A 13,053-nucleotide genomic window follows, 5' to 3' on the forward strand; every position below is an offset into this window, starting at 1 on the left:
CACTGGTTAAAGTCATGCAAACCCTACATGTTGAACTCGGTGAACGCCGTTATCCTATTTTTATTGGCAGCCAGCTTGATCCAAAAGCGCTTTTAGAGCCGTATATTCATGGCCGGCAAGTCATGATTGTGACCAATGAAACAGTCGCGCCTTTATATCTTTTGCATTATCAAGCTGCGGTCGAAGCTTTGGGGAAAACGGTTGCTGTCTGTACGCTGCCGGATGGTGAAAAATATAAAAATATAGAGCATCTCAATTTAATTTTTGATGCGCTTCTGGAGGCCGGCTTTAACCGGGATTGCACAGTTTTAGCCCTAGGCGGCGGTGTGATTGGCGATATGGCCGGTTTTGCTTCGGCGTGCTTTCAGCGCGGCGTGTATTTTATTCAAGTGCCTACAACATTGCTTTCTCAGGTGGATTCCAGCGTAGGCGGAAAAACGGGCATTAATCATCCTTTGGGCAAAAATATGATTGGCGCTTTTCAGCAGCCGCAAGTGGTTATGGCGGATATGGCGCAGCTGATTACTTTGCCTGAGCGGGAGCTGTCTGCAGGTTTGGCGGAAGTGATTAAATATGCGCTTTTAGGTGATCTGGATTTTTTGAGTTGGCTGGAAATGCATATGGATGGCCTGGTGGGGCGCGATCCGGTTTTGCTGGCAGAAGCCGTATACCGTTCTTGCGCGCACAAAGCCAGAATTGTTGCCAATGATGAGAAAGAGCAGGGTGAGCGCGCTTTACTGAACTTGGGGCATACCTTTGGCCATGCGATTGAATCCTATATGGGATATGGGGTTTGGCTGCATGGTGAAGCGGTTGCAACAGGCATGGTGATGGCTGCTGATCTGTCGCATCGCATGGGCTGGATCAGCTTGGAAGATTTAGAGCGTACAAAAAAAATCATTTTACGCGCCAATTTGCCAATCAGATGCCCTAAAATTCCACTGGATGATTTCTTGGCCTATATGTCACATGATAAAAAAGTGATGAATGGCCAGCTTCGACTGGTATTGATGAAGCAATTAGGTCAAGCGGTTATCACTAAAGAATTTGATGCAGAGTTGATGAAGCAGGCCATTCTGGCAAATCAGCAATAGTTTAAAAGGAAATACACCGTGGCTCTCCGTACACATTGGCAGCAGATACAAAATTATATTTGGCTTGTGTTCGGTGGGGCCTGTTTGTTTTTTGCCTTGGTCTTTTGGGCTATTTCAGACACTAAAGAACTGGTTGAAGTGGAAAAAAAAGCTGAAACTGAAGTCGAACTGCAGATTCAGCCTGAAAAAGTATCTGCGATGAACCATCTTGGTGCATTATTTGATGAAGTCAAACCTCTGGATATGTCTGCTCGTGTCGTATCTGCCGCCCAGCATGAAGCTGAATTCCGCGGAACCAAGTTTGTGAATGAGCAGAAAAAGTCTTACACGCTTGAATTGTTTCGTGTTTCAGATGAAGCTATTTTAAAAAAATTCCTCAAAAAGCAATCTAATAGAAGCAATTTTTCGTATTTGAGGCTATCCGGTGAAAATCATGCCGAGCAATATGTGTTGCTTTATGGTGTTTACCGTAATTCGGATGATGCCAAGGCCGCTTTGGCTGATTTGAACGTTGCTTTACCGGCATCGATTAAGCCTGCAGTTGTTGAAATTCAGCAATATCAGCCCTTTGTAAATGATCTTGGCTCGGATGAGCTGAAAGCCAGCAGCAAGCTGTATGCTGTGAACCTGAAGACGGCGCCTTTGCCGCAGGTAGATGAAGCGCAAATTGCGGCAAAACGCGCTGAAGTTCAAGCGCGGCAAGCAGCGGAAGCGAAAACGGCAACCACTACGACAACAGTAACCCGCCGTGATGCAGATGGCAACGTCGTCAATGTGCAGCAGTCGCAGAGCAGTGCGGATGCGGCCCATCCTAAAAATGCGCCTGCGCAGACCGAGGTGACAGACCCGTTTAATTAGCGGTTCTAAAATAGCGCATTTTATTGATTGAAAAACCTGAAATGCGCTTTTCTGGTGCAAAAAAGAGCAAAATTAATGCACTATTGAATGTTTTTATAATTTAAATTGTTTTAAATCAGTACGCTTAGAGTTTTTTGCTTTAAATTGGCATGTTTTTTGCTTTAATGGTGCGTGAATTGAATTAATCTCCCTATTTTGGCGCGAAAATGATTCGATGAGTGTGCGAAACAGTCATGCTGACAGGTTAAACTCAGTCGGAAGCAATTTGTTTCCTGATGTTCATGCATAAAAGGTAAATTCGGTTTATCTTAAGTGTGCGAAAGCAGGAAATTACTTTGCGCAGCATCACAATTCATGTGAATGGATTAAGACTAAATCGCAAAAAAGAAATTATTGTTAGTGGCTCGAAAGAGCAGTGTAGAAAAGAAGGGTACGCTATGCACATGCCATCGCCTAATACTGTAGCTCCCGCTCAAGGTTTATACCAACCGGATGAGTTTAAAGATAACTGTGGTTTCGGTTTAATTGCCCATATGCAGGGTGATGCAAGCCATGATCTCTTGAAGACCGCTATTCATAGCTTAAGCTGTATGACCCATCGCGGCGGTATTGCTGCTGATGGTAAGACAGGGGATGGCTGCGGTTTGCTTTTGGCGATGCCGAAGCAGTTTTTCCGCGAAGAAGCAAAGAAGATCAGCGATATTACCTTAAGCGAAGTTTTCGCTGTCGGTACCATTTTCCTGAACTTGGATCCAGCGATCGCCGCACACTCAAAACAAGTTTTAACTAAAGAAATTGAAGCTGAAGGCTGTAAAGTCTTAGGCTGGCGTGTCGTGCCGACCAATAATGGCGCTTTAGGCTCAATTGCGATGCAGTCTTTGCCTGGCTTTGAACAGATTATTGTCAACTGCCCAATGGGTGTGACCGAGGTTGAATTTAACCGCAAGCTGGTTATGGCGCGCCGCCGTGCAGAACAGCAGCTGACGGCTGACCCGTATTTCTATGTAACAACTTTGTGCTCAACTGTGATCAGCTACAAAGGCTTGATGATGCCTGCTTATATTGCAGACTTCTATACAGACTTGGCTGATGAGCGCTTGGAATCGCATATTGTAGTTTTCCATCAGCGCTTCTCGACCAATACGCTGCCGCGCTGGCCTTTGGCGCAGCCGTTCCGCTATTTGGCGCACAACGGTGAAATCAACACCATTACCGCCAACCGCAACTGGGCAATGGCGCGTACGCCTAAATTTGAAAACCCGTTATTGCCAGGCATTACTGAGCTGAATCCGATTGTGAACCGCACAGGTTCTGATTCGTCAAGCATGGACAATATGCTTGAGCTCTTGGTTGGCGGCGGTATGGATTTATTCCGCGCATTGCGCATGCTGGTGCCGCCGGCTTGGCAAAACGTGGAAACTTTAGATGCCGATTTGCGTGCATTCTATGAGTTCAACTCGAAGCACATGGAAGCTTGGGATGGCCCTGCAGGCCTGGTCATTCAGGATGGCCGCCATGCAATCTGTATGCTTGACCGTAACGGCCTGCGTCCAGCGCGCTGGGTCATTACCAAAAATGGCTATATCACTTTGGCGTCAGAAATTGGCGTGTGGGGCTATGAGCCTGAAGATGTTGTGTCTAAAGGCCGCGTAGGGCCAGGTCAAATTTTGGTCATTGATACGCACACAGGCAAAATGCTGGATACCAATGATGTCAGCAACCATCTGAAACGCATGCGCCCATACCGTGAGTGGCTGCGTGAAAACTCAGTGCGCATTCAAGGCAGCCCAGAGCTGGAAGAATATCTGTGTGACCAAGGCTTAAAAGGCGATGACCTGAAAGCATCACAGAAGATGTTCATGGTGACCTTTGAGGAACGTGACCAGTTGCTTCGCCCTATCGCAGAAAGCGGTCAGGAAGCAGTCGGCTCTATGGGTGATGATACGCCAATGGCGGTATTGTCGCGTCAAGTGCGCCACGTATCAGACTACTTCCGTCAGCAGTTTGCTCAAGTGACAAATCCGCCGATCGATCCATTGCGTGAATCGATTGTGATGTCATTGGAAACCTGTTTTGGCCGTGAACAAAACGTTTTTGAGCAAAGTCCTGAACATGCAGACCGTTTAATCGTGTCTAGCCCAGTATTGTCTAATTCAAAAATGCATCAAATCCGCACGATTGGCCGCAAGGGCTATGAAATTGCGGATATCGATCTGAACTATGCAGAAACTGAAGGCCTTGAAGCCGCGATTGCCCGCATCTGTGAAGAAGCGGCGCAGGCGATCCGCGACGGCAAGACACTGCTGGTCTTATCCGATAAGAAGATCCGTGCAGGCTATTTGCCAGCCAATGCCTTGATGGCAACGGGCGCAGTTCACCATCATTTAATCAATGCCGGCCTGCGTACAGACGCCAATATCATTGTGGAAACGGGCCTTGCGCGCGACGCGCACCAGTTTGCGGTGATCTTGGGCTTTGGCGCAACAGCGATTTATCCATACTTGGCGTATGACGTGATCAATGACTTGATTGCTAAAGGTGAACTGCTGGGCGATCCAATCCATGCACAAGCCAATTTCCGCAAGGGCATTGAGAAAGGCCTCCTGAAAGTGCTGTCTAAAATGGGCATCTCGACAGTAGCCTCTTACCGCGGCGGGCAATTATTTGAAGCGGTGGGCCTGTCTGATGAAGTGGTCGGCAAATGCTTTACAGGCGTGCCAAGCCGCATCAAAGGCGCGACCTTCACCGACTTGGAAAATGACTTGAAAAAATTGGCGGATCTTGCGTGGAAAAACCGCAAGCCAATTGATCAGGGCGGGATGCTGAAGTTTGTATTCGGCAAGGAATACCATGCATTTAACCCAGATGTGATCAATGCATTGCATAAAGCGGTGCGCTCTGGCAATTATGCGGACTTTAAAGAATATGCTGAATTAGTCAATAATCGTCCTATCGCGACGATCCGTGACTTATTCAAGCTGAAAACTGACAATTCTATTGCCTTGGATCAAGTGGAAGCTGTAGAGGCGATTCTGCCGCGCTTTGACTCAGCAGGCATGTCTTTGGGCGCATTGTCTCCTGAAGCGCATGAAGCGATTGCCATTGCAATGAATACGATCGGCGGCCGTTCAAATTCGGGTGAGGGCGGTGAAGATCCAGCGCGTTACGGCACCATCCGCAACTCGAAAATCAAACAAATTGCATCTGGCCGTTTTGGTGTCACTCCTGCGTACTTAACGTCAGCAGAAGTGCTTCAAATTAAAGTGGCGCAAGGTGCAAAACCGGGTGAAGGTGGTCAGTTGCCGGGCGGTAAAGTGAACGGCTTAATTGCGCGTTTGCGTTACTCTGTGCCGGGTGTAACACTGATTTCGCCGCCGCCGCATCACGATATCTACTCAATCGAAGATTTATCACAGTTAATCTTTGACTTAAAACAAGTTAACCCACAGGCGATGGTGTCAGTTAAGCTTGTTTCTGAGCCAGGTGTCGGTACGATTGCAGCCGGTGTTGCGAAAGCGTATGCAGACTTCATTACCATTTCTGGCTATGACGGCGGTACAGCGGCTTCTCCACTTTCTTCTATTCATCATGCGGGTTCGCCTTGGGAACTAGGCTTGTCTGAAGCGCATCAAGCGCTCCGTGTGAATGACCTGCGCGGTAAAGTGCGCGTGCAAACTGATGGCGGCTTAAAAACCGGCTTAGATGTTGTGAAAGCAGCAATCTTGGGGGCTGAAAGCTTCGGTTTCGGTTCTACGCCAATGATCGCATTAGGCTGTAAATACCTGCGCATCTGCCATTTGAATAACTGTGCAACCGGCGTTGCGACGCAGCAGGATCATTTGCGTCAGGAACACTACATCGGTGAACCTGAAATGCTGATCAACTTCTTCCACTTCATTGCGGAAGAAACGCGCGAATGGCTGGCAGCCTTGGGCGTTGCAAGCTTGAAAGACTTGATTGGCCGCACTGATTTGCTGGAAACCCTGCCGGGTGAAACGGAAAAGCATGCGCATCTGGACTTGAGTGCATTGCTTGAATCGCATCCATCTGCAGAGGGCAAAGCGCAATATTGCCAAGTTGAAGGCAATGCGCCATTTGATAAAGGCTTGCTGGCAGAGAAAATGGTGGCAGAAATGCTTCCAGCCATTGAAGCCGGCACCAGCGGTGAATACAGTTTCACCATCGGCAACTGTGACCGTTCAATCGGCGCGCGCATCTCAGGTGAAATTGCGAAACGCTATGGCAACCTGAGTATGGAAGCGCATCCAGTTAAAATGAACTTAACAGGCACAGCAGGCCAGTCATTGGGCGTGTGGAATGCCGGCGGCTTGCATATCAGCCTTGAAGGCGATGCAAACGATTACGTGGGCAAAGGCATGGCAGGCGGCCGTATTTCAATCTTCCCACCAAAAGGTTCGCCTTTCCAAACGCAAAATACTGCCATTATCGGCAACACATGCCTGTATGGCGCAACTGGCGGTAAATTATTTGCTGCCGGCACTGCAGGTGAGCGTTTTGCGGTGCGCAACTCCGGCGCATTTGCGGTCATTGAAGGCGCAGGCGACCATTGCTGCGAATATATGACTGGCGGTATTGTGACTGTTCTTGGTAAAGTAGGCCACAATTTCGGTGCAGGCATGACTGGCGGTTTCGCTTATGTGCTTGATTTGGATAATGACTTCGTTGACCATTACAACCATGAATTGATCGAGCTGAACCGCATCTCTACAGAAGCGATGGAAGAGCATCAAGAATTCCTTTGCCGCATCCTAGATGAACATATTCAAGAAACAGGTAGTGCTTGGGCGTATAAGATCCGCAATGAGTTTGATTTCTACAGCCGTAAATTCTGGCTGGTGAAACCCAAAGCTGCTAATTTGCAGACTTTGTTGAAAACAACTCAAGCAGATCCGCAATAATTCCACTACTCAAATATTAGGTAGGTGTGGATAACTTTCGATTTATGCACAAGGTGCTGAAGTTATCCACGCTCACCCACGGAGAGAGACATGGCAGAACGCCTAAACAATGACTTTCAATTTCTGGATGTAGCACGCCAAGATCCAGAGAAAAAAGATCTCACTGTCCGCAAAGCTGAGTTTGTGGAAATTTATAAGCCGTTTACAGCTGAAATTGCGGCCAACCAGACACACCGCTGTTTAGGCTGCGGCAACCCTTATTGTGAATGGAAGTGTCCAGTACATAACTACATTCCGAACTGGTTGAAACTGATTGCTGAAGGCCGTATTTTCCAAGCTGCCGAATTATGCCATCAAACCAATACTTTGCCGGAAGTATGCGGCCGCGTATGTCCGCAGGACCGGTTGTGTGAAGGCGCCTGTACCCTGAACGACGGTTTTGGCGCAGTCACGATCGGCAATGCAGAGAAATATATCAACGATACAGCTTTCGCTTTAGGCTGGCGTCCGGATATGTCTTCAGTGAAATGGACGGATAAAAAAGTCGCAATTATCGGCGCAGGCCCTGCCGGCTTAGGCTGTGCAGATATTCTGGTACGCAACGGCGTTAAGCCGGTTGTCTTTGACAAGCGTCCTGAAATTGGCGGCCTGCTGACTTTCGGTATTCCAGAATTCAAAATGGAAAAAGATGTGATGAAGCGCCGCCGTGAAATTTTTGCCGGCATGGGCGTGGAATTCCGTTTAAATACTGAAATCGGCACAGACATTACGATTGATCAGCTGCTTGCTGACTATGATGCTGTATTCATGGGTATGGGAACCTATACTTACATGAAGGGCGGTTTTGCCGGCGAAGAGCTGGATGGTGTTGTAGATGCGCTGGATTTCTTGATTGCGAACGTCAACCGCACGCAAGGCTGGGAAAAAGACGCTTCTGAATACATCAGTGTCGAAGGTAAAAAAGTGATTGTATTGGGCGGCGGTGATACGGCGATGGACTGTAACCGCACCTCCATCCGTCAAGGCGCCGAATCAGTGATCTGCGCTTACCGCCGTGATGAAGAAAACATGCCGGGTTCACGCCGTGAAGTAAAAAATGCGCGTGAAGAAGGGGTGGAATTCCAGTTCAACCGTCAGCCAATCGAAATTGTCGGTGAAAACGGCAAAGTGACGGGTGTTAAATTTGTGACCACGCAATTGAGTGAGCCAGACAGCCGCGGCCGCCGCAGCCCTGAGCCGATTCCGGGTTCAGAAGAAATCCTGCCAGCAGACTCTGTGCTTTTGGCATTCGGTTTCCGCACCAGCCCTGCGGACTGGTTTAATGAGGTGAAAATCAACTTGGATGGTTCGGGCCGTGTTGTTGCGCCGGAACAGCAAGAATTTAAATTCCAGACCTCAAATCCAAAAATCTTTGCGGGCGGCGACATGGTGCGCGGTTCTGACTTGGTGGTGACTGCGATTTGGGAAGGCCGTCAAGCCGCTGAAGGCATCTTGGATTATTTAGATGTTTAAGACGATTTTATGATGCCATGAAGTTTATTTGGTTCAGGTCCAAGGCATTGCTTTAAAAACCCGCTTCGGCGGGTTTTTTTATTGTGAAGCTGCGCTACCTGCCTGAAATGCCTGAAATGATACCGAAAAGGAATATGCAGATAAATGCGCCATAATTGACTTGCAGCACAGCAAAAAAAGAACATTTTTGCCTATGCGCTAAGCATTTTAGCCATATGGGAAAAGTAAATTCCTGCACATACTGGGCCACTGTATTCGATTAAGAGATACTCAGATGACTCAAGTGGCGGCAGAAAAATCATATCGAAATCGTCCTAAAGCCATTGGCATTACTGTACGGCGGCTGCATTTCAATCCAAAAGCGATACGCCGGCATTATTTTGCCAACTCCCCTGTGATGTCGCACTTATTGACTGCGCTGTCTTCTACATTTCCGATAGGCGAGCAGTTTTTTGTGCACAGCGTGCGCAATGTGCGTGATCAAGTGCAGGACCCAACACTTCAGGCGCAAATTACCGCTTTCATCGGTCAGGAAGCGATGCACTCCAAAGCGCATGCCGAATTCAATGATGCCTGGCGCAGGGATGATTACAACTTAGACCGTTTCCAGGCATGGCTGGCGCGTAAGGACAGCTATATAAAGAACCTGCATCCTAAAATTCAGCTGGCGATCACCTGCGCTTTTGAGCACTTTACTGCGTTATTGGGAGGCTATATCCTGCAGCATCCAGAAGTGCTGAGCACCTTGGATGATGACGCCATGAAGCTCTGGGTGTGGCATGCGATTGAAGAAATTGAACACCGTTCTGTTGCTTTTGATGTGTATCAGGCGGTATATGGCGATGATAAAATCCGGAAAATGATTATGCGCAGCGTGACGACTGGTTTTGCCAGCTTGACCTTCTATTCTGCTTCCCGTTTATTCTTGCAGGATCAAAAGAAAAGCTTGCCTAAAGTCGGCGGCAACCTTTTTGGCGTTTATTTATTGGGAAAAATGCTGCTGCAGATGTTTCCAGAGTATTTGTCTTATTATAAAAAAGATTTTCACCCTGCTGAGACTGATTACAGCCAAATCATTCAATATTGGAAAAAACGCATGGTGGAGGAGTATCAATTAGACAGCTTTCAAACAGAATTAAAGCCGGCGCTGCTGAACTGATTGCGTATTTGAATGAATATTCTATCCATTGGCATAGCCTGTCAGGACTGAAGTCGGCAGGCTTTCTATGGTGAAGTTGCAATGTTGAATTTTGTTTGCGGTGTAGGTGTGCCGCATGAAGAACATGCATACGCTGTTTTGCAATCAATTGAAGTATGCAGCGGGGCGCAGCAAGCGTTTTGCTGAAACGCATCATGCTGCGGATTGATAAAAATATAGTATAGGCGATTTCAAAATTTGATTAAAAGCCATCATATTGTGCTGTAAATTTAAAAAGTGGCTGCTGCATTGGCAAATGCCAGCACCGCTATAAAGCTGGACGCCACAAAGTAAAGAAAAATCATTAAAAAAAAGATACAGAGTTTTTGAAAAATACCGATAGAATAAAAAATATTCAAACAAATACAAATAAATACTTGAGGATTAGGCAGATGAACTTGATTAAAAATAGTGCATTGGCCATCGCTTTGGCGAGCACGCTTACATTGACGGGCTGCGGCTACAACACGCTGCAAGTCAAAGATGAGGCCGTGACGGCTGCATGGTCAGAGGTGCAAAACCAGTATCAGCGCCGTGCCGATTTGGTGCCGAACTTGGTTAATGTGGTGAAAGGCTACGCGAAACATGAAGAGCAGGTTTTAACGGAAGTGACTCAGGCGCGCGCTAATGTTGCAGGCCTGAAAGTCGATAAGGAAGTACTGGAAGATCCTGCCTTATTCCAGAAATATCAAGAAGCTCAAGCGCAGATGACCAGCGCATTGTCACGTTTAATTGCTGTTTCAGAAAACTATCCTGACTTGAAAGCCAATGAGCAGTTTAAAGATTTGCAGGTGCAGCTGGAAGGCACTGAAAACCGCATTGCTGTAGCGCGTAACCGCTATATCACCACCGTGCAGGACTTTAACAGTTATGCCCGTCAGTTCCCGCAGGTGATGACCGCTAAAGTGATTGGCATGGAGCCTAAGCCAAACTTCAGTGCAGAGCAAGGGGCGCAAAATGCGCCGAAGGTTTCATTTAACTAATCATCATCCATAAAGTCATAAGGAATGCTGATGCTGGAATGGTCTAAGCCGCGAAGCATGGCATTGAAAGCCATGGCAATGCGGCTGCATATTTTTTTTGCAGCCTGTCTGCTCACGTTCAGCTTCAATGCCTGGAGTGAAACAGCCGCGGCTGATGATGCTGAAATTGCCGCAGCGGGCAAAATTATTCAAAATCAGCAAAAAAGTACGCAGGCCAAGCCAGCAGTGCAGGAATCTGACACAGTGCTGGCGTCAAATCCAGCCCCGGATATCGCCAATGATATGGCAGATGGAGAATCCATTCGCGGCTTGCCAACACTCAATGAGCCCGTGGTCGATCAGGCGAACTTACTCAGTCCGGCAGAAAAGCAGTCCATTACACAGCAAATTTTGAAACTGCATGAATCCGGCAAAGCGCAAATTGGCATTATCATTGTGCCGACAACAGGGCAGGAAGATATCTTTGGCTTTGCAATGCGGGCAGCAGAGCAGTGGAAACTGGGTTCTGCCAAACAGGACAATGGCTTGCTGATGGCGATAGCGGTCAATGATCACCGCATCCAAATCCTTTCGGGTTACGGGCTGGAAGGGGTTTTGCCGGATATTGTGCTCAGCCGGATTATCCGCAATCAAATCACCCCCTATTTTAAGCAAAATCTGTATGCACAGGGGATTCAGGCTGGATTGCACGAGATTGAAAATGTGCTGAATATGGACCCTGAAGTGGCCGCCAAAGCAGCGCAGGAATTAAAAGAACGGCAAGAGCAGGCCTTGCATGAGCAGCAGGCTAAACAGAAGACCTTCAGCGCAGCATTATTTATTTTAATTGCCGGGATTATCGGTTCTTACGCCGTCGGCAACCGCCTAAGCGCGGCGACAGCTGCTGTTGCCGGTACGGTGGCGGGGTTGGTAAATGGGGCGGGGCTGGTCACCAGCTTGCTGATTGGTGGCGGAATTTTCTTTTTGCTGATTACTGCATTGGCGCAACTGATCTTTCAAGCCGTTTTATCCGGTGCAGGGCGCGGCGGCGGCCGAGGTTCTGGAGGCGGCTTTGGCGGTGGAGGAGGCTACAGCGGCGGCGGTGGCGGCTTTGGCGGTGGAGGCGCTTCAGGCTCATGGTAACAAAAACAGAAACAACAGAAATTTTAACGCAGCCTAAGCTGGAAGAAGTTACGAGGCCGAGTGTTAAACGCTGGCTGAAGCATTTCTTTTATATGCCCGCGGCTAAACGCTATTTCAATAAGCAAGACCAGCAAGCCATTGCGCATGCGGTTGAGCAGGCAGAACAGGGGCATGCCGGGGAAATTCAAGTGGTGATAGAAGGCCATATTCCAGCGCATCAGGCTTATTTTCAAGATACGCGGGCACGTGCGCAGCAGCTGTTTGCTGAGCTGGGCGTATGGGATACGGAGTTCAACAGCGGCGTGCTGCTGTATTTAAACTTATGTGAACGCAAGGTAGAGATCGTCATTGACCGCGGCATCAAGAGTGCTACTCAGCAGCAGGTATGGGACAGTATTTGTCAAGATGTTATTGGGCAGATGGCACAGCATCAATACCGTCAGGCGATGCTTCAAGGGGTGTTTGAAATTGGCAAAGTGCTGGCTGATTTTTATCAGCACAGCCGTCTGGATGTGAAAAATGAATTAGGAAATGCGCCAATCATTTTAGAGTAGGGTAATAGTTGGGGAAAATGTGACATAAATTGTCACTTTAAAGCACAATAAGTGATATAAAAATTACAAAGATACAAAATACTTTTTTAAAGTGCTGTATTTTTTGAAATTTTAATTATAATCAATCTTGGCACAATTAGTGCTATTTATAAAACAAGCTGAATGCTTAATAATTAAATTAAAAAACATTTGTGGAGAATGTTATGAAATCAGTTCAAAAGGGTTTTACCCTTATCGAATTAATGATCGTTGTTGCAATTATCGGTATTCTTGCTGCGATTGCGATTCCTCAATACCAAAACTACATTGCTAAATCTCAAGTTAGCCGTGTCATGGGCGAATTGAGTTCTGTTAAAACAACAATCGAAAGCTGTATTCTTGAAGGCAAAGATCAACTTGTTAATACTCAGGCACAATACGATGTTGTAGCTGATGCAGATAAGCCAAAAACATGTCTTTTGGGCGCGACAACCTCAAATCTTTTGGGTGCTACTCTTGAAAAAGATGCATATACAGGATTGAAAGTTGGTCTGCCAGTTGCTAAAGGCGACACGGGTTATGTGTCTGGCAAATTTGGCAATTCAGCTGCAGCTACGTTAAAAGAATCAGCATTGACTTGGTCTCGTGATGAAAATGGTTCTTGGTCATGTGCGACTGGTGTAGAAGAGAAATTTGTACCAGCGGGCTGTACTTTTGTTAAAGACCTATCTTACGGTGTGTATCAAGAAGCTCCAAAAGCATCTTCAGGTACCTAATAAGTATTTGATGTAGCATCATCGTTTAAACTGCCTCTTAAATTAAGGGGCAGTTTCT

General features: G+C 47.3%; 9 protein-coding genes. All 9 read left to right on the forward strand.

Annotated features, from left to right (window positions below; translation table 11 throughout):
- The first annotated feature begins 14 nt into the window (after nucleotides 1-14).
- Nucleotides 15-1,094, forward strand: coding sequence for a 3-dehydroquinate synthase (gene aroB, locus JZ784_RS12770; protein ID WP_346315122.1), 1,080 nt, complete (start codon nucleotides 15-17; stop codon nucleotides 1,092-1,094).
- Between the two features lie 18 nt (nucleotides 1,095-1,112).
- Complete coding sequence (locus JZ784_RS12775) at nucleotides 1,113-1,952, forward strand: hypothetical protein (RefSeq protein WP_346315123.1); 840 nt, start codon at nucleotides 1,113-1,115, stop codon at nucleotides 1,950-1,952.
- Between the two features lie 443 nt (nucleotides 1,953-2,395).
- On the forward strand, nucleotides 2,396-6,871 hold the full coding sequence (gene gltB / locus JZ784_RS12780) for a glutamate synthase large subunit (RefSeq protein ID WP_346315124.1): 4,476 nt from the start codon (nucleotides 2,396-2,398) through the stop codon (nucleotides 6,869-6,871).
- A 90-nt stretch (nucleotides 6,872-6,961) separates the two neighbouring features.
- Nucleotides 6,962-8,383, forward strand: a complete 1,422-nt coding sequence (locus JZ784_RS12785; RefSeq protein ID WP_346315125.1) for an FAD-dependent oxidoreductase — start codon at nucleotides 6,962-6,964, stop codon at nucleotides 8,381-8,383.
- A gap of 274 nt (nucleotides 8,384-8,657) precedes the next feature.
- A complete protein-coding gene (locus JZ784_RS12790; protein WP_346315126.1) occupies nucleotides 8,658-9,542 on the forward strand; it encodes a metal-dependent hydrolase in 885 nt (294 codons plus the stop codon).
- Between the two features lie 431 nt (nucleotides 9,543-9,973).
- On the forward strand, nucleotides 9,974-10,564 hold the full coding sequence (locus JZ784_RS12795) for a LemA family protein (protein ID WP_005013186.1): 591 nt from the start codon (nucleotides 9,974-9,976) through the stop codon (nucleotides 10,562-10,564).
- 72 nt (nucleotides 10,565-10,636) lie between these two features.
- On the forward strand, nucleotides 10,637-11,686 hold the full coding sequence (locus JZ784_RS12800; RefSeq protein WP_346315221.1) for a TPM domain-containing protein: 1,050 nt from the start codon (nucleotides 10,637-10,639) through the stop codon (nucleotides 11,684-11,686).
- Complete coding sequence (locus JZ784_RS12805) at nucleotides 11,680-12,240, forward strand: TPM domain-containing protein (protein ID WP_346315127.1); 561 nt, start codon at nucleotides 11,680-11,682, stop codon at nucleotides 12,238-12,240. The genes JZ784_RS12800 and JZ784_RS12805 overlap by 7 nt, the downstream gene beginning before the upstream one ends.
- A 203-nt stretch (nucleotides 12,241-12,443) precedes the next feature.
- Nucleotides 12,444-12,995, forward strand: a complete 552-nt coding sequence (locus JZ784_RS12810) for a pilin (RefSeq protein ID WP_346315128.1) — start codon at nucleotides 12,444-12,446, stop codon at nucleotides 12,993-12,995.
- The last annotated feature ends 58 nt before the right edge of the window (nucleotides 12,996-13,053 follow it).

The sequence above is a fragment of the Acinetobacter sp. CWB-B33 genome (assembly GCF_039655955.1).
GTDB lineage: Bacteria > Pseudomonadota > Gammaproteobacteria > Pseudomonadales > Moraxellaceae > Acinetobacter > Acinetobacter bouvetii.

Coding starts and splice junctions, on each gene's coding strand:
- aroB (WP_346315122.1), top strand. CDS start 15: ATGCAAACCCTACATGTTGAACTCGGTGAACGCCGTTATCCTATTTTT.
- gltB (WP_346315124.1), top strand. CDS start 2,396: ATGCCATCGCCTAATACTGTAGCTCCCGCTCAAGGTTTATACCAACCG.
- JZ784_RS12785 (WP_346315125.1), top strand. CDS start 6,962: ATGGCAGAACGCCTAAACAATGACTTTCAATTTCTGGATGTAGCACGC.
- JZ784_RS12790 (WP_346315126.1), top strand. CDS start 8,658: ATGACTCAAGTGGCGGCAGAAAAATCATATCGAAATCGTCCTAAAGCC.
- JZ784_RS12795 (WP_005013186.1), top strand. CDS start 9,974: ATGAACTTGATTAAAAATAGTGCATTGGCCATCGCTTTGGCGAGCACG.
- JZ784_RS12800 (WP_346315221.1), top strand. CDS start 10,637: ATGGCAATGCGGCTGCATATTTTTTTTGCAGCCTGTCTGCTCACGTTC.
- JZ784_RS12805 (WP_346315127.1), top strand. CDS start 11,680: ATGGTAACAAAAACAGAAACAACAGAAATTTTAACGCAGCCTAAGCTG.
- JZ784_RS12810 (WP_346315128.1), top strand. CDS start 12,444: ATGAAATCAGTTCAAAAGGGTTTTACCCTTATCGAATTAATGATCGTT.